The sequence below is a fragment of the Sphingomonas sp. LH128 genome (assembly GCF_000293195.2).
In the GTDB taxonomy this organism is placed as follows: Bacteria; Pseudomonadota; Alphaproteobacteria; order Sphingomonadales; family Sphingomonadaceae; genus Novosphingobium; species Novosphingobium resinovorum_A.
Genome location: NZ_ALVC01000550.1, coordinates 1 through 22,488, shown reverse-complemented (window position 1 = coordinate 22,488; position 22,488 = coordinate 1). Strand labels below are relative to the sequence as shown.

General features: G+C 65.0%; 25 protein-coding genes and 2 riboswitches. Of the genes, 11 read left to right on the top strand and 14 right to left on the bottom strand.

Annotation, left to right across the window (positions count from 1 at the left end; genetic code table 11):
• Positions 1–106: 106 nt before the first annotated feature.
• Positions 107–418, bottom strand: a complete 312-nt coding sequence (locus tag LH128_RS30135; RefSeq protein ID WP_036524742.1) for an FtsB family cell division protein — start codon at positions 416–418, stop codon at positions 107–109.
• Between the two features lie 393 nt (positions 419–811).
• Between LH128_RS30135 and LH128_RS30130 the strand changes: the two genes are divergently transcribed.
• Positions 812–2,695, top strand: a complete 1,884-nt coding sequence (locus LH128_RS30130; protein WP_008833482.1) for an ABC-F family ATP-binding cassette domain-containing protein — start codon at positions 812–814, stop codon at positions 2,693–2,695.
• Positions 2,692–3,153, top strand: coding sequence for a GreA/GreB family elongation factor (locus LH128_RS30125; protein ID WP_008833481.1), 462 nt, complete (start codon positions 2,692–2,694; stop codon positions 3,151–3,153). Before LH128_RS30130 ends, LH128_RS30125 begins: the two co-directional genes overlap by 4 nt.
• A gap of 93 nt (positions 3,154–3,246) precedes the next feature.
• Here LH128_RS30125 and serB read toward each other — a convergent pair whose 3' ends face one another.
• Positions 3,247–4,140, bottom strand: coding sequence for a phosphoserine phosphatase SerB (serB, locus tag LH128_RS30120; RefSeq protein ID WP_037522100.1), 894 nt, complete (start codon positions 4,138–4,140; stop codon positions 3,247–3,249).
• Between serB and miaA the strand changes: the two genes are divergently transcribed.
• The 4 genes from miaA (at position 4,133) to ilvC (ending at position 8,661) form a co-directional block, all read left to right on the top strand.
• The gene (miaA, locus tag LH128_RS30115) at positions 4,133–5,113 is read left to right on the top strand and encodes a tRNA (adenosine(37)-N6)-dimethylallyltransferase MiaA (RefSeq protein WP_008833479.1); all 981 of its coding nucleotides are present in this window, start codon (positions 4,133–4,135) and stop codon (positions 5,111–5,113) included. The two genes, serB and miaA, sit on opposite strands and share 8 nt — an antisense overlap.
• A 171-nt stretch (positions 5,114–5,284) precedes the next feature.
• The gene (gene ilvB / locus LH128_RS30110; protein WP_008833478.1) at positions 5,285–7,027 is read left to right on the top strand and encodes a biosynthetic-type acetolactate synthase large subunit; all 1,743 of its coding nucleotides are present in this window, start codon (positions 5,285–5,287) and stop codon (positions 7,025–7,027) included.
• Positions 7,028–7,041: 14 nt separating this feature from the next.
• On the top strand, positions 7,042–7,560 hold the full coding sequence (ilvN, locus tag LH128_RS30105) for an acetolactate synthase small subunit (RefSeq protein WP_036524725.1): 519 nt from the start codon (positions 7,042–7,044) through the stop codon (positions 7,558–7,560).
• 81 nt (positions 7,561–7,641) lie between these two features.
• Positions 7,642–8,661, top strand: coding sequence for a ketol-acid reductoisomerase (ilvC, locus tag LH128_RS30100; RefSeq protein WP_008833476.1), 1,020 nt, complete (start codon positions 7,642–7,644; stop codon positions 8,659–8,661).
• A gap of 63 nt (positions 8,662–8,724) precedes the next feature.
• Here ilvC and LH128_RS30095 read toward each other — a convergent pair whose 3' ends face one another.
• Positions 8,725–9,003: an HNH endonuclease gene (locus LH128_RS30095; RefSeq protein WP_008833475.1), complete on the bottom strand. Its 279-nt coding sequence runs from the start codon at positions 9,001–9,003 to the stop codon at positions 8,725–8,727.
• A 113-nt stretch (positions 9,004–9,116) separates the two neighbouring features.
• Between LH128_RS30095 and LH128_RS30090 the strand changes: the two genes are divergently transcribed.
• Positions 9,117–10,625, top strand: a complete 1,509-nt coding sequence (locus LH128_RS30090; protein WP_008833474.1) for a CpaF family protein — start codon at positions 9,117–9,119, stop codon at positions 10,623–10,625.
• A 64-nt stretch (positions 10,626–10,689) separates the two neighbouring features.
• Here the strand turns inward: LH128_RS30090 and LH128_RS31645 are convergent, their stop codons facing one another.
• From LH128_RS31645 to LH128_RS30075, 3 genes are all read right to left on the bottom strand, one after another.
• Complete coding sequence (locus LH128_RS31645; protein ID WP_008833473.1) at positions 10,690–11,130, bottom strand: hypothetical protein; 441 nt, start codon at positions 11,128–11,130, stop codon at positions 10,690–10,692.
• 196 nt (positions 11,131–11,326) lie between these two features.
• Entirely contained in the window at positions 11,327–11,935 is a 609-nt protein-coding gene (locus LH128_RS30080; RefSeq protein WP_008833472.1) for a YceI family protein, read from the bottom strand.
• A 127-nt stretch (positions 11,936–12,062) separates the two neighbouring features.
• Positions 12,063–12,269: a hypothetical protein gene (locus LH128_RS30075; protein ID WP_008833471.1), complete on the bottom strand. Its 207-nt coding sequence runs from the start codon at positions 12,267–12,269 to the stop codon at positions 12,063–12,065.
• A gap of 83 nt (positions 12,270–12,352) precedes the next feature.
• Between LH128_RS30075 and LH128_RS30070 the strand changes: the two genes are divergently transcribed.
• The 3 genes from LH128_RS30070 to LH128_RS30060 all read left to right on the top strand — a co-directional run bounded on the left by LH128_RS30070 (position 12,353) and on the right by LH128_RS30060 (position 13,718).
• Positions 12,353–13,264: a DMT family transporter gene (locus LH128_RS30070; protein ID WP_008833470.1), complete on the top strand. Its 912-nt coding sequence runs from the start codon at positions 12,353–12,355 to the stop codon at positions 13,262–13,264.
• A 70-nt stretch (positions 13,265–13,334) separates the two neighbouring features.
• Positions 13,335–13,466, top strand: coding sequence for an entericidin A/B family lipoprotein (locus LH128_RS30065; protein WP_008833469.1), 132 nt, complete (start codon positions 13,335–13,337; stop codon positions 13,464–13,466).
• Positions 13,467–13,586: 120 nt separating this feature from the next.
• Positions 13,587–13,718: an entericidin A/B family lipoprotein gene (locus tag LH128_RS30060; RefSeq protein ID WP_036524933.1), complete on the top strand. Its 132-nt coding sequence runs from the start codon at positions 13,587–13,589 to the stop codon at positions 13,716–13,718.
• A gap of 5 nt (positions 13,719–13,723) precedes the next feature.
• On the opposite strand, the gene LH128_RS30055 is transcribed toward LH128_RS30060, so the two are convergent.
• From LH128_RS30055 to LH128_RS30020, 8 genes are all read right to left on the bottom strand, one after another.
• On the bottom strand, positions 13,724–14,266 hold the full coding sequence (locus LH128_RS30055; RefSeq protein WP_008833467.1) for a hypothetical protein: 543 nt from the start codon (positions 14,264–14,266) through the stop codon (positions 13,724–13,726).
• 5 nt (positions 14,267–14,271) lie between these two features.
• Positions 14,272–15,870, bottom strand: coding sequence for an aminomethyl-transferring glycine dehydrogenase subunit GcvPB (gcvPB, locus tag LH128_RS30050; RefSeq protein ID WP_008833466.1), 1,599 nt, complete (start codon positions 15,868–15,870; stop codon positions 14,272–14,274).
• Positions 15,867–17,237, bottom strand: a complete 1,371-nt coding sequence (gene gcvPA / locus LH128_RS30045; protein ID WP_008833465.1) for an aminomethyl-transferring glycine dehydrogenase subunit GcvPA — start codon at positions 17,235–17,237, stop codon at positions 15,867–15,869. The genes gcvPB and gcvPA overlap by 4 nt, the downstream gene beginning before the upstream one ends.
• A 158-nt stretch (positions 17,238–17,395) precedes the next feature.
• Positions 17,396–17,767, bottom strand: coding sequence for a glycine cleavage system protein GcvH (gene gcvH, locus LH128_RS30040; RefSeq protein WP_008833464.1), 372 nt, complete (start codon positions 17,765–17,767; stop codon positions 17,396–17,398).
• A gap of 11 nt (positions 17,768–17,778) precedes the next feature.
• Entirely contained in the window at positions 17,779–18,933 is a 1,155-nt protein-coding gene (gcvT, locus tag LH128_RS30035) for a glycine cleavage system aminomethyltransferase GcvT (RefSeq protein WP_008833463.1), read from the bottom strand.
• Between the two features lie 34 nt (positions 18,934–18,967).
• A riboswitch (glycine riboswitch) is annotated at positions 18,968–19,088 on the bottom strand.
• A 1-nt stretch (position 19,089) separates the two neighbouring features.
• Positions 19,090–19,190, bottom strand: a riboswitch (glycine riboswitch).
• 106 nt (positions 19,191–19,296) lie between these two features.
• The gene (locus LH128_RS30030) at positions 19,297–20,043 is read right to left on the bottom strand and encodes an NAD(P)H-binding protein (protein ID WP_008833462.1); all 747 of its coding nucleotides are present in this window, start codon (positions 20,041–20,043) and stop codon (positions 19,297–19,299) included.
• A 9-nt stretch (positions 20,044–20,052) separates the two neighbouring features.
• Positions 20,053–21,213 carry a deoxyguanosinetriphosphate triphosphohydrolase gene (locus LH128_RS30025; protein WP_008833461.1) on the bottom strand — a complete coding sequence of 387 codons (1,161 nt, stop codon included), beginning with the start codon at positions 21,211–21,213 and terminating at the stop codon, positions 20,053–20,055.
• A gap of 29 nt (positions 21,214–21,242) precedes the next feature.
• A complete protein-coding gene (locus tag LH128_RS30020; RefSeq protein ID WP_008833460.1) occupies positions 21,243–21,560 on the bottom strand; it encodes a hypothetical protein in 318 nt (105 codons plus the stop codon).
• Between the two features lie 373 nt (positions 21,561–21,933).
• On the opposite strand from LH128_RS30020, the gene LH128_RS33955 reads away from it, so the two are divergent.
• Positions 21,934–22,359, top strand: coding sequence for a hypothetical protein (locus tag LH128_RS33955; RefSeq protein ID WP_156799760.1), 426 nt, complete (start codon positions 21,934–21,936; stop codon positions 22,357–22,359).
• Positions 22,360–22,488 lie beyond the last annotated feature (129 nt).

Below are 22,488 nucleotides of genomic sequence, written 5' to 3'. Positions count from 1 at the left end.
AAGCGCGCAGGCTCGAAAACGGGCTCCGAACGTGGACTTTTTTGCAACGAGGTTTGCAAAAAACGGCATTGCGACATCTCTCCAACGAGAGGCAACGCGCGAGACCTCAGGGGAGTTGCATAACCATCTCGTCGGGACGCGCGACGTTCAGGTTGCTGCGGACCAGTTCGCCCGCGAGGTCGGGATCCATCTTCCTGGGATCGAGCAGTGCGACGCGGTTCTTGAGATGATCGCGATCGACCTTGAGATCGACCAGTTGCTTCTCGCGCTGATCGAGCAGGCGCTGGTTTTCACCCCAAGCAAGCAAGCCGCTGGGTCCGGCGACGCACCAGAGACCCATGAGCAACAGCAGCGCGAGGGCAAGGCCCTTCACGAGACGTTCTCTGGCTATGTTGGTGTCCTGTCGCACGGTCCGCATATGTCGCTTGAATCACATGTGATTCGGGGTTGCAAGCCCAAACTCTAAAGGATTCCTGCGGTTTGCGACAGGTGGAGGAGAAGTGCTGGAAACATGCGGGCAAAGTTTTCGTGTTGATAAGTTTCGCAAGGCGTCAAGTGTTAACTAGACGACATTAAAAGCGCCTAACGGACGCAGGGGTTTACCACCCCTGCACCCCGTATACCGTCGAGGTCACGCGCGACGCATCCTTACGCTCGACGGTGAAGTGGAAGACAAAATAGCTTCGGCGTCATCTTGGCTGACAAGGCTGCACAGACAACGACGACGGTATGGGGGTCTGGGGCGATGGCCCCAGATTCCTTGTGTTGATCTTGTTCCGCTTTCTCTCCGACCCTGCTAGGCGCTCGCCCCATGTTGAGCATTCGCGATATCACCGTGCGCCTCGGCGGCCGCACCATCATCGACGGCGCGTCGGCCACGCTGCCGCAAAACGGCAAGATCGGGCTGATCGGCCGTAACGGCGCCGGCAAGTCCACGCTGGTGAAGACCATCATTGGCGAACTCGATCCCGACGGCGGTTCGGTCGAGATGCCGCGCCGTGCGCGTCTCGGCTACATTGCGCAGGAGGCACCCAACGGCACCCGAACCCCATTCGAGGCAGTGGTAGAAGCCGACACCGAGCGCACCGCACTTCTGGCCGAGGCCGAGACGTGCACCGATCCCAACCGCCTCGGCGACGTGCACGAGCGGCTGATCGCGATCGACGCCTACACCGCCCCTGCCCGCGCGGCGCGCATCCTCGTCGGCCTCGGCTTCGACGAGGAGATGCAGGCGCGCCCTCTCGACAGTTTCTCGGGTGGCTGGAAGATGCGCGTCGCGCTCGCCTCGCTGCTGTTCTCCGAGCCCGACGTCATGCTGCTCGACGAACCGTCGAACCACCTCGACCTCGAAGCGACGCTGTGGCTGGAGAACTTCCTCAAGAGCTACCCCAAGACGCTGCTGGTCATCAGCCACGAGCGCGACCTGCTCAACACCGTGGTCGATCACATCCTGCACCTGCAACAGGGCAAGCTGACGCTCTATCCCGGCGACTACGACAGCTTCGAGCGCATCCGCGCCGAACGCGCCGCCCAGGCCGCCGCCGCCCGCGCCAACCAGGAAGCGCAGAAGAAGAAGCTGGCCGATTACGTCGCGCGCAATTCGGCGCGTGCCTCGACCGCGAAGCAGGCGCAGTCTCGCGCCAAGATGTTGGCGAAGATGCAGCCGATCGCGGCGATGGCGGAGGACGCCTCGCTCAGCTTCGACTTCCCCAGCCCCGACGAACTGCGCCCACCGCTCATCACGCTGGACCTCGCCGCCGTGGGCTACGTCGAGGACAAGCCGATCCTGCGCCGCCTCAACTTGCGCATCGATCCCGAGGACCGCATCGCGCTGCTGGGCCGCAACGGCAACGGCAAGACCACGCTGGCGCGCCTGCTTGCACGCCAGCTGGAGCCGATGGAAGGCGGGATCACCTTCTCGCCCAAGATCCGCATCGGCTACTTCACGCAGTATCAGGTGGAGGAACTGCCGGGCGATTCCACCCCGCTGGAATTGATGACCCGCGCGATGGAGGGCAAGCCGCCGCTCGCGGTGCGCGGGCAGCTCGGCCGCTTCGGCTTCTCGGGCAACCGCGCGACGGCGGTGACTGGCACGCTTTCGGGCGGTGAGCGCGCGCGTCTGGCGCTGGCGCTGGTGACGCGCGACGCGCCGCACATGCTGATCCTCGACGAGCCGACCAACCACCTCGACGTCGATGCGCGCGAGGCTCTGGTGCAGGCGCTCAACTCGTTCGAGGGCGCGGTGATCCTCGTCAGCCACGATCGCCACATGGTCGAACTGGCGGCCGACCGGCTGGTACTGGTCGAAGGCGGCACGGCGGAGAACTACGACGGGTCGATGGAGGACTACATCGACTTCGTGCTCGGCCGGAACCAGCCCAAGGTCGAGACGGTCTCAGCCAAGGGCGGCGATGCACCGGTCAAGAAGAGCGGCGCCATCGCGCGCGAGGAACTGAAGGCACTGCGCAAGAAGGTGACGGCGGCCGAGACGCGCATGAAGCGCGCACAAGCTCACGTCGACAGCCTGCTCGACGCGCTGGCCGATCCGGCCTCGGCGAAGGGCGATCTCAAGGGCCTGGCAGTCGGTGCGCTGGGCAAGCTTCACGGGACGGCGGCGGAAGCCCTCGAACTGGCCGAGACCGAATGGCTGGAGGTCCACGAAGAACTCGAAACCTTGATGGGCCGCGGGAAATGAGCGTCGCCTTCCGGCGCGACGGGGATGAGGAGCACTTGGAGCCCAAGTTCGAGGTGCCGATCCCGCCGGGTCCGAACCTTGTGACCGTACACGGGCGGCAACTGATCGTCGGCAAGATCGCGGAATTGGAAGCACAAGTCGCGGCACTGACCGAGGAGACCGCGCTCACTTCGGCCAAGCGGGATTTGCGCTACTGGCAGGCGCGGGTCGATACGGCGCAAGTGCAGCCGGTGCCGGAGGGCGGCATCGTCCGCTTCGGCAGCCGCGTGCGGTTCATGCTGGGGGGCAAGGCGCGCGAGATCGTCATCGTCGGCCATGACGAGGCAGATCCGGCGCACGACCGGCTCGCATTCGTCGCCCCGCTCGCCAAGGCACTGCTGGGCGCGGAAGTGGGCGATTTCGTGGACTTCAACGGCCGGGAAGAGGCGATCGAAGTTCTGGAAGTCAGCGCGGGATAATCTACTTCGTCATTGCGAGCGAAGCGAAGCAATCCAGAGCAGCACCACGACGCCCTGGGTTGCTTCGCTTCGCTCGCAATGACGAGGGGCTAGTTAGCGCACCCAGTCTTTCTCGGGAATACCAAGCAGGCGCAGCACGCTGGTCAGGTCACCGCGATCGATCCAGCCGTTCGAGGCCGCGCGTGCCTTGGGCTTGGCGTGATAGGCGATGCCGTAAGTCGCCGTCTCCAACATCGGAATATCATTCGCACCGTCGCCGGTCGCGAGACTGGTGACACCCTCGCCCCCCATGTTTCCGGCCGCTTCCAGTTCGGCCAGCAGCGTCGCCTTCTTCACCGACGAATCGACGATCCCGCCGACGAGGCCGCCGGTCAGCTTGCCGTCCGCAACTTCGAGGCGGTTGCCGACGACATGCTCGAAGCCCAGCATCTCCGCCACGGGATCGGCGAAGTGATGGAAGCCGCCGGTCACCAGTACGGTGCGGCAGCCCAGCTTCTTGAGCGTCTCGACCAGCACTTTCGCACCCGGCATCGGCCGGATTCGCGTGGCGAGGCATTCGTCGATGGCGCTGGTGGAGAGCCCCTTCAGCAGCCCGACACGCTCGCGCAGGGCCTGCTCGAAGTCGAGTTCGCCCTGCATGGCGCGCTCTGTGATGTCGGCGATGCGCTCCTTCAACCCTGCGAAATCGCCGAGTTCGTCGATGCATTCCTGCCCGATCATGGTCGAATCCATGTCGGAAATGAACACCTTGGGCACCACCGGTTCATCGGCGGCGACGAGGCCGTCAGTCGTGCCGAAATGCGCGTCGAGCGCGGCGCGCAGGACGTCGGCGTTATCATCAGGCGAGTCGATCTGCATCGTCTGCCCGCAGAAATCGAGCATCGTCGCATCCGCGATCCGCACGCCGCCTTCAGCCATTTGCGCTTTCGCGGCTTCGAGACTGGTCGAAAGATGATCCGGTTCTGCTATCAGCCGGGCAATGAGCACTGCGAATTCCCTTGATGCGCCATACGATATCTCAGCCGGAGACCGGCCGCCGCTGGCGCTCATCGCAGGGCCGACCGCCAGCGGCAAGAGCGATTGTGCGGTCGCCCTGGCGCAGGAACTCGAACGTCGGGGCCGCCGCGCGGTGGTGGTCAACGCGGACAGCTCGCAAGTCTACGCCGACCTGACGGTCCTGAGCGCGCGTCCGACCGAAGCGGACATGGGCGGCATCGAGCACCGCCTGTTCGGTGCCTGGGACGGCGCGCAAAGCTGCTCCGCAGCCGACTGGGCGCGCGCGGCAGCCGGGACCATCGCGCAAGTCCACGCCGAGGGCGCGGTGCCGATCCTCGTCGGCGGCACCGGCCTTTATATCCGCACCATGCTCGACGGGATCGCGCCGATCCCTGCGATCGATCCGGACATCCGCGAGGCGGTGCGTGCCCTGCCCGTCGCCGAGGCCTACGCTGCCCTCCTCGTCGAAGACCCCGAGCGTGCCGCCCGCCTCTCCCCGGCAGATACCACGCGCGTCGCACGCGCGCTGGAGGTCGTGCGCTCCACCGGTCACGGCCTCACGCACTGGCAGACACAGACCGAAGGCGGCATCGGCCACGCGGTCGCGCTTCACCCTGCGATCCTGCTGCCCGAGCGCCAGTGGCTTTATGCGCGCTGCGACCTGCGGTTCGAGCGCATGGTCGAGCGCGGCGCCCTGGCGGAAGTGGAGGCACTCCTCGCCCGCGATCTCGACCCCGCCCTCGCGGTGATGCGCGCCATCGGCGTCCCGGAGCTCACGGGCGTCATCAAGGGCGAATGGACGCTGCAAACCGCCATCGAACGCGGATCGCAGGCGACCCGCAACTACGCCAAGCGCCAATTTACGTGGCTGAGGCACCAGCCCCCTGCGGATTGGCATCGCCTGCAATGTGAAAATTACAACTCAAATGCCATAAATGATATTTTATTGCGCTTTCCGGGTTGACCTGACATATCCACATGCCTAGAGGCCGATCCTACCTCGCTGATGGAAGTTATGCGGGGAGGAGAGGAGACGACCCGGTACGCCCAAGCCGACGTGCCGGGTCGGATTCATTAGGGAGGCAGCCGGAATTGCCGGTGCTCCCGCCCGAACGAATTAATGAAGGAATGTATTGTGAGTGAAGAGCGCAGCGGCGCGAGCATCCTGGTCGAAAGCCTGGTCAAGCAGGGGGTCGAGTTCGTATTCGGCTATCCCGGCGGCGCCGTGCTACCGATCTACGACGCTCTCTTCGGTGACGAACGACTTCGCCACATCCTCGTCCGCCACGAGGCCGGTGCGGCGCACGCCGCCGAAGGTTATGCGCGTTCGACCGGCAAGCCCGGCGTCGTGCTGGTCACCTCCGGCCCCGGCGCGACCAACGCGATCACAGGCATTGCCGACGCGTTCCTGGATTCGATCCCGCTTGTGGTCATCACCGGCCAGGTTCCCACCGGGCTGATCGGATCGGATGCATTCCAGGAAGCCGACACCGTTGGCATCTCGCGCCACTGCACCAAGCACAACTATCTGGTGAAGGACCCGAACGACCTTGCCGCGGTGATCGACGAGGCGTTCCAGATCGCCACCACCGGCCGCCCCGGCCCAGTGCTGATCGACATCCCCAAGGATGTCCAGATCGCCATGGCAACGTGGAACGACGGCCCGATCCAGCGCAAGCAGCGCTACAACCCGCGCACCGAGGGCACCTCGGAAGAGATCGCCCGCGCGGTCGAGATGCTGGCCAATGCCAAGACTCCGGTGTTCTACACCGGCGGCGGCGTCATCAACGCCGGTCCGCGCGCCACCGCGCTGCTGCGCGAGCTGCAGGCGAAGACCGGCGCGCCCGTCACCTCCACGCTGATGGGCCTCGGCGCGTTCCCGGCCGACCACGCCGACTGGCTGGGCATGCTGGGCATGCACGGAACGTTCGAGGCCAACATGGCGATGAACCAGGCTGACCTCATCCTGTGCGTCGGTGCCCGCTTCGACGACCGCGTGACCGGCCGCCTCGACGCCTTCGCGCCGAATTCCGAGAAGATTCACATCGACATCGACCGCGCATCAATCAACAAGGTCGTGCCGGTGGACCTGCCGATCATCGGCGACTGCGCCGTGGTGCTCGAACAGATCCTCACCGAGTGGGGCACCCGCAAGGCTCAGGACCTGACCGCGTGGAAGGCCCGCGTCGACGGCTGGCGGGAACGCAAGAGCCTCGCTTACCCCTCGAACGCGCAGGCGATCATGCCGCAGCTGGCGGTCGAGCGACTGTACGAGCTGACCAAGTCGAAGGACCCGGTTATCTCCACCGAAGTCGGCCAGCACCAGATGTGGGCGGCACAGTACTTCCCCTTCTTTAAGCCCAACAAGTGGCTGACTTCGGGCGGTCTGGGCACCATGGGCTACGGCCTGCCCGCAGCGATCGGCGCGCAGTGCGGCAACCCCGACAGCCTCGTCATCGACATCGCGGGCGACGCCTCGATCCAGATGAACATCCAGGAGCTGGGCACCGCCACGCAGTACCGCCTGCCGGTCAAGGTCTTCATCCTCAACAACGAGTGGATGGGCATGGTCCGCCAGTGGCAGGAACTGACGTACGAGAGCCGCTATTCGAACTCCTATTCGGACAGCCTGCCTGACTTCGTGAAGCTGGCCGAGGCTTACGGCTGGAAGGGCATCCGCATCGAGAACGAGAGCGAGCTTGATGCGGGCATCCAGGCGATGATCGACCATCCCGGTCCGGTGATCGTCGACTGTCTGGTCCACAAGGAAACCAACTGCTTCCCGATGATCCCCTCGGGCGCGGCGCACACCGACATGATCCTCTACGGCGACAGCGTTGCCGGCACGATGGACGACGAAGCCAAAGCGCTGGTCTGAGGACGAGAGAACCCATGATGCACATCCAGCATGAAGCCGAGGAACGGCACGTCCTGACCGTGACGGTCGACAACGAGGCGGGCATTCTCGCCAAGATCGCAGGCCTGTTCACCGCACGCGGCTACAATATCGACAGCCTCACCGTGGCCGACATCACCGACAACCATTCGGTGAGCCGGATCACGATCGTGACGCACGGCCCGCGCAGCCAGATCGACCAGATCCACGCGCAGCTCGAGCGTCTCGTTCCGGTCCACAAGGTCGTCGATCTCACCGAAGTCGGCCCGCATGTGGCGCGCGAACTGGCGCTGGTGAAGGTCGCGGGCGTCGGCGAGAAGCGTGTCGAGGCCCTGCGTATCGCCGACGTGTTCCGCGCTCGCCCGGTCGATACCACGACCGAAAGCTTCATCTTCGAGATGACCGGCGCCCCGGACAAGATCGACAGCTTCGTGGCGCTGATGCGCGACCTCGGCCTCGTCGAGGTCGGCCGCACCGGCATCGTCGCCATGGCCCGTGGGCCTGAAGAAGCCTGAACTTCAAAATTGCGTTGGCCCGTTCGGGCGGCGCTTGGACAATAACCGTCCCGGTTCGCCGGGATGACGGAAGGAAGAACGATGAAGGTCTATTACGACGCCGATTGCGACATCAACCTGATCGCCGAGAAGAACATCGCGATCCTGGGTTACGGCAGCCAGGGCCATGCCCATGCCCAGAACCTGCGTGATTCGGGCGTCAAGAACGTCGCCATCGCCCTGCGTGACGGTTCGGCAACCGCCAAGAAGGCCGAAGCCGCCGGCTTCAAGGTCATGTCGAACAAGGACGCCGCCGCATGGGCCGACGTCATCATGATCCTCGCTCCCGACGAGCATCAGGCCGCCATCTACGCCGCCGACATCCATGAGAACCTGAAGCCCGGCGCCGCGCTCGCCTTCGCGCACGGCCTCAACGTCCACTTCGGCCTGATCGAGCCGCGCACCGACATCGACGTGTTCCTGATCGCGCCCAAGGGCCCGGGCCACACCGTGCGCAGCGAATACCAGCGCGGCGGCGGCGTGCCCTGCCTCATCGCGATCCACCAGGACACCACCGGCAACGCGCAGGACATCGCCCTCGCCTATGCTTCGGGCGTCGGCGGCGGCCGTTCGGGCATCATCGAGACCAACTTCCGCGAGGAATGCGAAACCGACCTGTTCGGTGAGCAGGCCGTGCTCTGCGGCGGCGCAACCGCGCTGGTCCAGGCCGGCTTCGAGACGCTGGTGGAAGCCGGCTACGCTCCCGAGATGGCCTACTTCGAGTGCCTCCACGAACTGAAGCTGATCGTCGACCTGATGTATGAAGGCGGCATCGCCAACATGCGCTACTCGATCTCGAACACCGCCGAATACGGCGACATCAAGACCGGTCCGCGCATCATCACCGAAGAGACCAAGAAGGAAATGAAGCGCGTTCTGGAAGACATCCAGTCGGGCCGCTTCGTGAAGGACTTCGTGCTCGACAACCGCGCCGGCCAGCCCGAGCTGAAGGCTTCGCGCCTTGCCGCCAAGCGTCACCCGATCGAGGAAACCGGCGCCAAGCTGCGCGCCATGATGCCCTGGATCGGCGCCAACGCCCTGGTCGACAAGACCAAGAACTAAGGTTCATCCGAATCCTTGCGGCGGGCGGGTGGTCGAAAGGCCGCCCGCCCGTTTTGCTTTGGCTCATCGCTTCCGCCGCGTCGGCGCATGAAAATCCGGCGGCTTTCCCGCCACCCAGCGCACGAACCGCGCGATTTCCTCCACCTTCAGAAGCTCCGCGCTTTCCGGCTTCATCCGCGCCAGTTGCGCATTGCCCAGCGCTGCATGGATCGTCCGGTGACAGATCGGATGAAGCGGCACCGTCTCGCGCCCTCCCCGGCTCTTGGGCACCGGGTGATGCCATTCCACCTTGCACCCCAGCGGCCGTGCGCACAGCCAGCAGGTGCGATCGTCATCGTCCACTTCGCCCTCCGGTGCAGCGCATTAGTAAGTTATCAAAGTTTCAACCTTAACAGTGCCTGGAATTAGGCATGGATCGCCCCCTTCCAAGGGCGGCGCTTGAGGTTGACGGTTTCATGACGGCATTCGGTCGGCGCAACGGCATCGGTGGTATGGGTCAGGGCGCGCGCCCTGCTTTCGGCGTGGCGAAGCCGCTCAAGAGCGGAGGCGATGTCGTCGCCGCCATTCCGGGTTCGGCGCCCGTTCCCGGCGACCAGTTTCCCTCCATCTCGGGCGACTCGCTTGCCCCGTCGCGCGACGATGCCATGTCGCGGCTCGCCGATCGCGCCAACGCGGTCCATGCCGAGTCCGAGCAGAACGGCTTCGAAGCCTCGATCCACAAGATCAAAGAGCAGGTTCTGCCGCGCCTGCTGGAGCGCGTCGATCCCGAAGCCGCCGCGACGCTGACCAAGGATGAGCTGTCGGAGGAATTCCGTCCGATCATCATGGAGGTCCTCGCCGAGTTGAAGATCACCTTCAACCGCCGCGAACAGTTCGCGCTGGAAAAGGTGCTGATCGACGAACTGCTCGGCTTCGGGCCGCTGGAGGAACTGCTCAACGACCCGGATATCTCCGATATCATGGTCAACGGCCCGAACCAGACCTACATCGAAAAGAAGGGCAAGCTGCAGCTCGCACCGACCAAGTTCCGCGACGAGCAGCACTTGTTCCAGATCGCCCAGCGCATCGTCAACCAAGTCGGCCGCCGTGTCGACCAGACCACGCCGCTGGCCGACGCCCGCCTCAAGGACGGCAGCCGCGTCAACGTGATCGTCCCGCCGCTGTCGCTGCGCGGAACTGCCATCTCGATCCGTAAGTTCTCCGAGAAGCCGATCACCATCGACATGCTCCAGGGCTTCGGCTCGATGAGCGAGAAGATGGCGACCGCGCTCAAGATCGCCGGGGCCTGCCGCATGAACGTGGTGATCTCGGGCGGTACGGGTTCGGGCAAGACGACGATGCTCAACGCCCTGTCCAAGATGATCGACCCGGGCGAGCGCGTGCTGACGATCGAGGACGCGGCCGAACTTCGCCTGCAGCAGCCCCACTGGTTGCCGCTGGAAACCCGTCCGCCGAACCTCGAAGGCCAGGGCGCGATCACCATCGGCGACCTCGTCAAGAACGCCCTGCGTATGCGTCCTGACCGCATCATCCTCGGCGAAATCCGCGGCGCCGAGTGCTTCGACCTGCTCGCCGCCATGAACACAGGCCACGACGGTTCGATGTGCACGCTCCACGCCAACAGCCCGCGCGAATGCCTGGGCCGTATGGAGAACATGATCCTGATGGGCGACATCAAGATCCCCAAGGAAGCCATCAGCCGCCAGATCGCCGAGTCCGTCGACCTCATCGTGCAGGTGAAGCGCCTGCGCGACGGCTCGCGCCGCACCACCAACATCACCGAGGTGATCGGCATGGAAGGCGACGTCATCGTCACCCAGGAACTGTTCAAGTTCGAGTATCTGGACGAGACCGACGACGGCAAGATCATCGGCGAATTCCGCCCCTCGGGCCTGCGCCCCTACACGCTGGAGAAGGCCCGCCAGTTCGGCTTCGACCAGGCCTATCTCGAAGCCTGTCTGTAACGAAGTGCACCCCGGCGGATCACCCCGGGGTTTACACAAACGAGGCAGTGAAACATCTGTCACCTTAGGCGCCCGGTCGGTCCGGGTCCGCCGCCCGATCGATCTGCGCCAGCAGCGACAAAAGCGCGCGATTATCAGGCTTTAGTTCGGTCGCAATGTGACGACCGCGATATATCCGCACTTTCAGCAATCCGAAGCGCGCCCGCACCGCGCGCTCCTCGGGTGTGACCTTTCGTTTTTCCGGCGGCTTGCCTGTCACCTTGTCCCAGGCGGCGGCAAAGCTGCCCGCGCCGGGCTTGCGACGCAGACGATAGGCACTCTCGCGCGACAGTCCCACGCGGAGCGCCTCTGCCTCGACACCGCCGCCCTGCGCCAAGGCAGCGAGAAAGGCCGCCTGCCGCGCGGGCGTCCACCCGTCCTTGCGCGGACGCACGGGCACGGGTGCGAAGGCGGGGACACGGATATGGCGGGGGCGGTTGAGAGCGCGCGGCGGAGGCTGGTTCATCCACCACGTTAAACGTGATTGCGCGGATGTAGGAAAGCGGCCCGTAAGTGCGTAGCCTCAAGCGTGTCGTATTCCTTCGTCATCCCCGCGAAGGCGGGGACCCATCTGATGCCCTTTCAACAGGACGCCTCAGGAGATGGGTTCCCACCTTCGCGGGAATGACGAGGTCTGTTCAATCAAACGAGATCACGCAGAGTTACTGCTTCTCGAAAGCTGCGGTGATGGCGATCTGCGTCTCGTCACTGACCAGCGGCGCGTACTTGGTGACGCCGAACTCGGTGCGCTTGATCGTGCCCACGGCATTGAAGCCGAGCGTATAGACCTTCTTCATCGGATTGACGTTGGCCGCCTTGAAGCTCGCCTTGAGCGTCACCGGCTTGGTCACGCCGTGCAGGGTCAGATTGCCGGTGACGTCGGCGGTGCTGGCGCCGGTCTTCACCACTTTGGTCGAGACGAAGCGCATCGTCGGGTACTGGGCGGCGTCGAACCATTCGGCACCGACCAGTTCCTCATCGAGCGTCTTGTTGGTGGTGGAGACGGAAGCCACCGGAACCGAAACATCCAGCTTCGCCGAGGCCAGGTTCTTCGGATCAAGCGACAGCGTACCTGACGCGCCCGGCAGGGTGCCGAAGAACTCGCTAATGCCGAAGTGATCGACGGTGAAGCGCACCAGCGTGTGCGCACTGTCGAGCGCATAGTTGCCCGCCTGCACGGCAGCGGCATTGGTATCGGCCTGCTGCGCCACGATCGGGGCGGCAACGACGAGAGACGCAGCGGCCAGAGCCGATGCAAGATAGCGGTTCATTCGAATTCTCCGAAAGGAAAGGCGGGAAAGGTCAATGCTTGCGCGTTGATCCCATTGCCGATCCCTTACGGCCAGCCCGATAAAATCGATCCACTTGTTCAGGTTTGTCGAACAAGTCGGCCTAATATCAACCGCCCAGCCACTCCCGCGCCGACAGGCCCAGGAGCAGCACCGCCACCATCAGCGAGAAGAAGAAGATGGGCGTCCACGGCATGAAACCCACCCTCTCAATGTTCTTGCGGCGATGCCGCCGGTGATCGCCCAGCCAGGCAATCACCGCGACCAGCGCGGCGAGGCTGCCGCAAATGGTCATCCAATGCAGAGAATCGTCCATGCCCCGCCTTGCCCTCGCGCGCGGCGGAGTTAAAGCGCCCTTTCGTGACCGCACCTTCCACTACCATTCGCAAAGACCGCCCGATGCTGGCCATCGCCCTGCGCCTTGCCGCGATGGTAATGCTCTCGACGATGTTCATGCTGGTGAAGCTGGCGGGCGAAGCGGGCGTGTCGCTGCCCGAACTGGTGTTCTGGCGACAGGCGATGGCGGTGCCGATCATCCTCGGCTGGCTGGCGGCGACCGGCAATCTCGGCCTCCTGCGCACCCGCCGCATGAGCAGCCACGCCATGCGCGCGACGAGCGGCACCGCCGGTCTGTGCTGCAACATCGGCGCCGCTACGCTGCTGCCCTTGCCGGTCGGCACGACGCTCGGGTTCACGACGCCGCTGTTCGCTGTGATCATAACCGCGCTGGTCCTTCGCGAAAAGGTCGGCCCGTGGCGCTGGACGGCGGTGCTGCTGGGCTTCGTCGGCGTTCTGGTCATCGCACAGCCCGGCCGTGCGCCCGTCCCCGCGCTCGGACTGGCGGCGGGGCTTGGTGCGGGATTGATCGTCGCCGTGGTCAGCTTCCAGATCCGCGATCTCTCGCGCACCGAGGCACCGATCGCCTGCGTCTTCTGGTTCGCCTTCTACGGCTCGCTGTTCGCGGCGATCCTGCTGCCGCTCTATGGCACGGCGCACGGGACTTACGAATGGCTGCTGCTCGTTGCAATCGGGCTTGCGGGGACACTGGCGCAGTTCCTCATCACCTCGGCCCTGCGCCTGGGACAAGTCGCGACGGTGGTGGTGATGGACTACACCGCGCTGATCTGGGCTACACTCTACGGCTGGACGATCTGGGGACATGTGCCCTCGGCGGCGATGTGGCTGGGCGCGCCGATCATCGTCGCGGCTGGCCTGATCATCACCTCGCGCGAGCATTTCCTCGCACGGCGTGTCTCGCCCACCTCAGCCATCGACGAAAGCGTTACGGAAGAGGCTGCTCAGGGAACCTGACCTGCCTATGTGTGTTCACCCCGATGCGCGGCGTGGCAGCACCCGTCGCACCGGAAAAAGGAACACCAAAATGGTCAAGAAGCTCGTACTCGCCCTCGTCGCGGGCGGCATCGTTTTCTCCGCCGCCGCTTGCAACACCGTCAAGGGTGCAGGCCGCGACGTGGAGTCGGTCGGCAAGGCCGGCGAAGACGCCATCAAGTAACGTGCTCTGCAGGCAGGTTCCAAGCCACCGACCGGAGCCTGCCTGCATCCGTCTCACGAACGCTTTTCTTGACACGTTTCCTGCGCTAATCGCCGCAGACAACGAAGGAAAATGCGTTCGATGACCAGCAAGATTCTCGCCACCATCATCCTTGGCGGCGTACTTTTCACCGCCACCGCCTGCAACACCGTCAAGGGCCTGGGCCGCGACATCGAGTCGGTCGGTCAGGCGGGATCGAACGCCATAAACTGAGCGCCTCAGGCGTCGAAGACGTGGTTTGCCACCATGTCTCGCGCCCGCAGCCAGAGCACTAGCCGGAGCGCCACGATCATCCCGAGCGCGAAGCCCAGCGTCGCATCCATCATCAATAACGCGTTGCCGACCGGATGACCGGGGTGTGCCGCGTTCTGCATTCCGCCGCCCTGAAACCCGCTGGGCAGCAGGAACCGCCGCGCGAGGAAAACCGCGACGATCAGCAGGATCGCCAGCGGCGACTGGCGCATCATCACGCGCGCCTTCTCGCCCTCACCGTCGATATGCAGGTGCATCAGCCGCGCCCGCTGCGCGCCGATTGCGCCGCCGACGATCACGCCGGTCGCCAGGCATAGCCAGCCCAGCCCGCTCGGCGGCATGCCCGCAAGCGCCAGCGACACCGCCAGCACCACGATCACCGGCATGATCCACAACAGGGGAAGGCGCAGCGGCCTGGCCTTCTTCATCCGCATCATGCGCAGCGCCATGATGCCGACGAAAATCGCCAGCGGCAGATACGTGACGAGGCCGCGTCCACCCTCCCCCATCTGTGTCAGCTTCCTCCGATTTCACTCAGCGAGGGCGTGCCGGGAACACCGGGTTCACCCTGCCATACGAGCACAGGCTTGCGCGCGGCGAGCGTTTCGTCAAGCCGCCTGCGCGGCGCGAAGTGCGGTGCGGAGTGCAGGCTTTCGTCGCCCGCCTTTGCTCGCTCGGCGAGGCTGCGCAGCGAGGCGATGAAGCGATCGAGGCCCGCCTTGCTCTCGGTCTCGGTCGGCTCGACCAGCATCGCGCCCTTGACCACCAGCGGGAAGTAGACCGTCATCGGGTGGAAGCCCTCGTCGATCAGGCCCTTGGCGATGTCGAGCGTCGAGAAGCCCTCGGCCAGCCCGGCGTCGCTGAACAGCGCCTCGTGCATGCACGGGCCGCTGTCCGCGAAGGGCGCAGGCAGCAGATCCTCGCACGAACGCAGCACATAGTTGGCGTTGAGCACCGCGTCCTCGGCCACCGTGCGCAGACCGTCCGCGCCGTGGCTGAGGATGTAGGTCAGCGCGCGGGTGAACATGCCCATCTGGCCGTGGAAGGCGACCATGCGGCCGAACGCCTGCGCGTGGCCCTCGGCGGCGTTCTCCTCCTCGACGAGGTGGATCGAGCCATCTGCTCCGCGCGTCACGAAGGGCAGCGGCGCGAAGGGCGCCAGCGCTTCGGACAGCACCACCGGCCCGGCACCCGGACCACCGCCGCCATGCGGGGTGGAGAAGGTCTTGTGCAGGTTGATGTGCATGGCATCGACGCCGAGGTCACCCGGGCGCACCTTGCCGACGATGGCGTTGAAGTTCGCACCGTCGCAATAGACATAGCCGCCTGCCGCATGGACCGCATCGGCGATCTCGCGCATGTCGGGCTCGAACAGGCCGCAGGTGTTGGGGTTGGTGATCATCACGCCCGCGACGTTGGGGCCAAGCTTGGCCTTGAGCGCCGCCACGTCCACGCGGCCCGCCGGGGTCGCGGGGATCGATTCCACCTTGAACCCCGCGAAGGCGGCGGTGGCGGGGTTGGTGCCGTGGGCGCTCTCGGGCACCAGCACGACGTCACGCGCCTCGCCGCGCGCGTCCAAAGCGGCACGGATGCAGAGCAACCCGCACAGTTCGCCATGCGCGCCCGCCTTGGGGCTCATCGCCACCGAGGCCATGCCGGTCAGCGTGATGAGCCAGTCGGCCAGCTGCTCGATGACTTCGAGGGCGCCCTGCACCGTCGTCTGCGGCTGCATCGGGTGAACGTCGGCGAAGCCCGGCAGGCGGGCCATCTTCTCGTTCAGGCGCGGGTTGTGCTTCATCGTGCACGAACCGAGCGGGAACGGCCCAAGGTCGATCGCGTAGTTCTGGCGCGACAGGCGGGTGTAGTGGCGCACGGTCTCCGGCTCGGTCAGGCCCGGCAGCGCGGGCGCGGACTTGCGCAGGAACTTGCTCAGGCCCGCAACGGGAGCACGGCTCGGCTCGTCGATATCGACGCCGCACTTGTCGGCGCTGCCCAGCTCGAAGCTCAGAGCTTCTTCGAGCATCAGGCCGTAATCGCCTGACGAGGTTGCGAACTTTGCTTCGCCGGCTCCACCCATGGACGGGCGCCAGCCGGATGCGTTGGGGGCGTTCATGCGCTCGCTCCTGCAAGAACGGCTTCCAGCGCGGTGGCGAAAGCCTCGATGTCTTCGTCGGTGGTGGTTTCGGTCGCGGCGACCAGGAGCCCGTTGTGGAGGCCATCGGCCACCGGGAACAGGCGACCCAGCGACACGCCGCCGAGCACCTGACGGTCGGCCAGTTCGCGCACCACTTCGCGCGCATCGCGCGGCAGGATCACCGTCGCCTCATTGAAGTAGGCGGTGTTGAGGATCGTGACGCCCAGAACCTTGGCAAGACGCTCGAAGGTCTGCTGCGCGCGGGCGTGATTCACAGCGGCGAGACGGGCCAGGCCCTCACCGCCCAGCAGGGTCAGATGAATACTGAAGGCCAGCGCGCAAAGCCCTGAATTAGTACAGATATTGCTCGTCGCCTTCTCGCGGCGAATATGCTGCTCGCGGGTCGAGAGCGTCAGCACGAAGCCGCGCTTGCCCTCGGCGTCGACGGTCTGGCCGCAAAGGCGTCCCGGCATTTGGCGCACGAACTTCTCGCGGCATCCGAAAAGGCCGAGGTAGGGACCGCCGAACTGGAGGCCGACGCCCAGCGACTGCCCCTCACCCACGACGATGTCGGCACCCAGCGTACCCGGTGCTTCGATCAGGCCGAGCGCCACCGGCTCGGTGACGACGGCGATGACCAGTGCGCCCACGGCATGCGCGGCCTCGGAAATCGCCGCGAGATCGGGGATGCGCCCCATGACGTCGGGGTACTGGACGACGACGCACGAGGTCGTCGCGTCGATCGCCGCGATCACGGCGGCGTCATCGGGATCGGCAGTCAGTTCGGGAGCGAGGCTGACAATGTCGTCCTTGGTGAACTTCGCCATGGTGCGCACGACTTCGCCGTAATGCGGGTGCAGGCCGCCCGACAGGACGCTGCGACCCTTGCGGGTGATGCGCGCGGCCATCAGGATCGCTTCCCAGCACGCGGTCGAGCCGTCGTACATCGAGGCATTGGCGATGTCGGTGCCGAACAGGCGCGCCACCTGCGTCTGGAACTCGAACAGCACCTGCAGCGTGCCTTGCGCGATTTCCGGCTGGTAGGGCGTGTAGGCGGTCAGGAACTCGCCGCGCTGGATCAGGTGATCGACCGAGGCCGGAACGTGATGGCGATAGGCACCGGCGCCGAGGAAGAACGGCGCGGAACCCGCGCTCAGGTTCTTCGCGGCGAGCGCGGACATGTGGCGCTCGACGGCCATTTCGCTGGCGTGAGCGGGCAGGCCCTCGATGGGACCGGCAAGCCGGGCCTCGGCGGGCACGTCGATGAACAGGTCATCGACCGTGGCGGCGCCGATGGTCTCCAGCATGGAGGCGCGGTCGGCCGGGGTCAGGGGAAGGTAGCGCATGAGGTTCCTACTTCGTTGTCCTCCCCGCAAGCGGGGAGGTGGCAGACCGGAGGTCTGACGGAGGGAATTCACGGCCTGACGCAAACCTTGCGCGGCGCGGCGAGTCCCCTCCACCGCCTTCGGCGGTCCCCCTCCCCGTACCGGGGAGGACAAGGCAATCAGAGGCTGTCGACGTAGCTCTTGTACGCGGCCTCATCCATCAGCGTGCCGAGTTCGGCGGCGTCGGAGAGGGTCACGCGGAACAGCCAGCCGCCGGTTTCGGCTTCGGTGTTCACCAGTTCGGGCTGATCGACCAGCGCTTCGTTGACGGCGGCGATCGTGCCGGAAACCGGGGTGTAGACGTCAGACGCGGCCTTCACCGAATCGACCACCGACACGGAATCGCCCTTGCTGACGCTGGCGCCTTCGGCGGGAACTTCGACGAAGGTGATGTCGCCGAGCTGGCCCTGGGCGTAGTCGGTGATGCCGACGGTGCCGAGGTCACCTTCGACTTCGATCCACTCATGGTCTTCGGAGAAATAGCGGGTCATGGGAAAGCTCCTCAGCGGTGATAGCGGTGGGGGACGAAGGGCATCGCCGCGACCTTGGCCGGCAGCTGCTTGCCCCGCATCTCGATGGTAAGCGCGGTGCCCTCGGCAGTGAGGGCGGTATCGACGTAAGCCATGGCGATCGGCTGCTGCAGCGATGGCGAGAAACCACCTGAAGTGACAATGCCAACTTCCTGATCACCGGAGAAAACCTTGGCGCCTTCACGGGCAGCCATACGGCCTTCGATGACAAGACCGATGCGCTTGCGCGCGGTGCCCTCGGCGAAGTCCTTCAGCACGCGGTCCGAACCGGGGAAGCCGCCTTCGGTGCGGCGGCGCTTGTTGACGGCGAACTTGAGGTCGGCGTCGATCACGCTGGTCTCGGGCGAAAGGTCATGGCCGTAAAGTGGCAGGCCCGCTTCCAGACGCAGGCTGTCGCGCGCACCGAGACCGATCGGCTTCACCTCGGGCTCACCGCAGAGCAGGTCGGCGACCATGGCGGCAGATTCGCCGGGGATGGCGATCTCGAAACCGTCCTCGCCGGTATAGCCCGAACGGCTGATCCAGGCATCGACGCCGCCGAGCGTGAACTGCCCGCCCTTCATGAAGGTCAGCGCAGAGAGCGGATATTCGCTCTTGGCATGACGCTCAAGCGCGGCGAAGGCCTTGGGCCCCTGCAACGCGAGCAGCGCGTTGTCTTCCAGATGGTTGATGGTCACGTCATCGGGCAGCAGTTCGCGCAAGGTGCCGATGTCGTCCCACTTGGTGGCGCCGTTGACGACGAGGTAGAAGCCCGTCTTCCAGCGCGTGACCATGAGATCGTCGAGGATGCCGCCTTCTTCGTCCAGCAACAGCGAGTAGCGCGGCGCGCCGATCTTCAGCGTGGCGAGGTCAATCGGCAGCGCGGCTTCGAGCGCGGCCTCCACGGCGGGGGTGATGCCGTCGTCCGAAGAGACGTAGACCTGCCCCATGTGGCTGACGTCGAACAGGCCGGCGTTCTCGCGGGTCCAGAGGTGCTCGGCCATGATGCCCTCGTACTGGACGGGCATGTGGTAGCCGGCGAACTCGACCATGCGGCCGCCCTTCCCGCGATGCCAGGCATCGAGCGGCAGGGTCAGGATCTCGATCGGCTCGAGGCCGTCTTCATCGGTAACTGGGTATTCGCTCAAGACACGACTCCGCGACACATGGCACACCGTTTCAGGTGCCCCCTCTGTCACGGAAGCCTGAGAGCTTCCCCGGCGTCATCCGCAAAGGGATGGACCGAGTTACACCGTCGGCGGCCACGACCGATAACGGCGGGGCACTTTCCAGAGGCTCGCTGTAGACGCTGCGCGGTCCTTTTGCCTGAGAGATTCCGGGGCGGTTGCTCCTTCGGCGCCTCTTTCCCGACGAATCGGTCCAAGGTCTCTCCCGCGCGTGTCAGCGAGTGCCTTGAGCCTTGGGTGACGGGCCGGGCTAAGTCAACGCAAGGTTTGGCGAATGTGCGGGAAAACGTCGTCCCGGACCTGATCCGGGGCCAGTGGCTTTCTTCAGGCCAACTCCGTCGGCAACGCGCCATGTGAGTTGGGCCGTTCTCCGGCAGCGGCCCCGGCTTCAATCCGGGCCGAAGAGGCCGCCCGCTTCAACGCGTCATGCTCGTGTACGAAGCACCCTCGCGCCCGCTCCAAACCTAGCGTCAGGATCGCCCGGGCCACGTCGCGCGCGCGGATCGAGCGGAAGCGGCGCAGCTTCCCATGCAGCGTGAGGTGATCCGCCAGCGGTGCGAAAGCCTGCCACGCGCCTTCCAGCGGCCGCGCTTCCTCGCGCGTGCCGCGCAGCAGGCTGGGCCGCAGCACGTCGAGCCGCTGGAAGCCGAGCCGCCCCAGCGCCTCCTCCGTCTCGCCCTTCACCGAAAGGTAGAAGTTGCGGCTGGCCCGGTCCGCCTCGACCGAGGAGACGAGGATCATATGCCCGATCCCCGCCGCGATTCCCGCCTCTGCGGTGAAACGCACCAGATCGTGATCGACTGCCCGGAACTGCTCCTGACTGCCCGCCGCCTTGATCGTGGTGCCCAGCGCACAGACCAGCACGTCGGCCTGCGCCGCACGGATAAGCCCGGGCCAGTCGATCGGCTCGCCCACCAGCATCTCCATGCGCGCGCCCGGCGGCAGCACCGCCTCGCGCCGCCCGACACCGACGATCCGCACGTCCTCGCGTCCGACCGCCTCGGCCATCACGGCAGAACCAACCAGCCCGGTCGCGCCGACCAGGCAGATGCGCGTCCCCCCCTGCGTCACCGTCAGAACCTAGACATTGCTCAGGCCCTCGGGCGTGCGGCCGTAGATCTCCGCATGGCGGGCGATGGCGAAGCGGTCGGTCATGCCGGCGATGTAGTCGGCGATGTGACGACTGCGTGCAGGCTCGTAACGCGGCATCGTGTCGATCCAGCTTTCGTCCATCAGCACCGTTTCCTGCGAGTAGGCGGAATAGAGTTCCGCCAGCAGCGCCCGTGCCCGCTTCGCTGTCTCCAACTGCTCGGGGTGGTAGTAGAGCTTCTCGTACATGAAGCGCTTGAAGGCGCGTTCGCCCTCGGCCATCTCGGGCGAGAAGGCGACCAGCGCCCTGCCCGCGCCGCGCACCTCCTCGATGCTGCCGACGCCGACAAGGTTCTTCTGCGTCTGCGCGACGAGATCGTTGACCATGACGCCAATCTGGCTGCGGATCAGCTCCGCCAGTTGGCGGTCAAGCGGCACGCCGGGATAGCGGCGCTCCACCTCGTTCCAGTGATCGACGACGAAAGGGTGCGCCAGCAGTTCGTCGAGATCGAGGAAGCCCGCACGCAGGCCGTCGTCGATATCGTGGTTGTCGTAGGCGATGTCGTCAGACAGTGCCGCGACCTGCGCCTCCAGCGAGGCATGGGTGCCGAGATCGAGATTGTAAGCCGCGTCGAGTTCGGCCAGCGCCCAGGTCGGCTCCAGCACCGGACCGTTGTGCTTGGCGAGACCTTCCAGCGTCTCCCACGTCAGGTTGAGGCCGTCGTGCTCGCAATAAGGGCTGTCGAGCCGCATCAGCGTGCGCAGGGTATGGGCGTTGTGGTCGAACCCGCCCGCCTTGTGGAGCGCTGCATCGAGCGCGTCCTCTCCGGCATGACCGAAAGGCGGATGGCCTATGTCGTGCGCCAGCGCCAGCGCCTCGGTCAGATCCTCATCGAGCCCCAGAATGCGCGCGATCACGCGGGCGATCTGTGCCACCTCGAGGCTATGCGTCAGCCGTACACGGTAGTGGTCGCCGTCGGGCGCGACGAAAACCTGCGTCTTGTAGCGCAGGCGGCGGAACGCGATCGAGTGGATGATCCGGTCCCGGTCGCGCTGGTAGGGACTGCGCGCGCCGCGGGCGATGCCGTTCTCGATCGAAAACTCGCGCCCGCGCGAACGGGACGGGTCGGAAGCGTAGGGAGCGAGTGTCAAGCGGAACTCCGGGATTGTCGCCGTGAGCCCTAGCGGGAGAAACCGGTGCTGCACAAGAGCAGCGAGGTCGCTGTCACCTTGACCACGCGCGGATCGTCAATCGCATGCGCGGCTTCCACCATGCCTTCGGGCGTATGCGCCGCGCCCTGCAGCGCGGTGAGCCTCTGGATCTGGCGCAGTGACAGTTTACGCACGAGACGCTCGCCCATGCACGCGGCTGCCCGATCGCTCAGCCCGGCCTCGGCGAAGGCGGTGCGCACGCGGTATTCGGCATACCAGTGGGCGCCGAACCAGGTGGCGGCGCAGAACACGGCGATGAGGATGACAGTCTTGATGAGGCGGATCATGCGGCGGGGATTACACCGGGTTGGGTTCGCAGGGAACAGTATGTAAAGGAGGGAACAGGCAGGGGTTTACCACCCCTGTCCCCGTATTCCGTCGAAGCTGTGCGCGCGGGGCGGCATTTCTCCTTTGTGCGGAATCGGAACCGCGAAGGGGATGGACAGCGGATTCGGAATGACTCAGCCTTAATTCCGTCACCCCCGCGATGGCGGGGACCCAACTGATGCCTTTGCAACACGAGGCGTGAGATGGGTTGCCGCCTTCGCAGGAGTGACGGCGAGGGGTGGAAAGGGACGCGCCAATTGTCCCTTAGGGGATTAGAAAGCCTTTCCGCCGAATAAGCATAGTCATCCTGACAACTTCCAAGAATGTGCAAACATGATCCAAACCAAATTCGGAATTGCTTTGATAGCATTTTCGTTAGGCGGCTGCGGTTCGGCTGCCACTGCTGAAACCCTCCCGTCTTCCCACTGTATGGCGGTTTTTAGCGCATTTCGAGAACTTGCGCTGAGGGCGAAACCGCAGGATTTACGACTTGCGCTCAACATGACTGCGCGAGGCATATATGAAGCCAAAAAAGTCAAGGACGCCGGTAATATTGCCAGTTCTAAGCAAGAAGGGGAGGCATTCTTTAAGGATCACGAGAATGATTGGGACTTACTCAAGAAAGTCCATGATCAATGCTCAACACGTCAGGACAATGATCCAAAATTCAAGGCTTTAAACGAAAGTGGTGAATTAATGAAATTGGCGCGGAAGGACCCGGCATGCCAATCAGATACATCTTGTCGTGCAAGCCAATAGTGGTTGAAAGTCACGTCAATTTGCAATGACGGCAATGGGGCGTGTTCGGTCAGGCGGGTTTTCTTCGCGCAGGGCGAGCACCGGACGGACGGCTATAGAGCGCAGCGCTCGCCGCCCGGAATGGCGAAA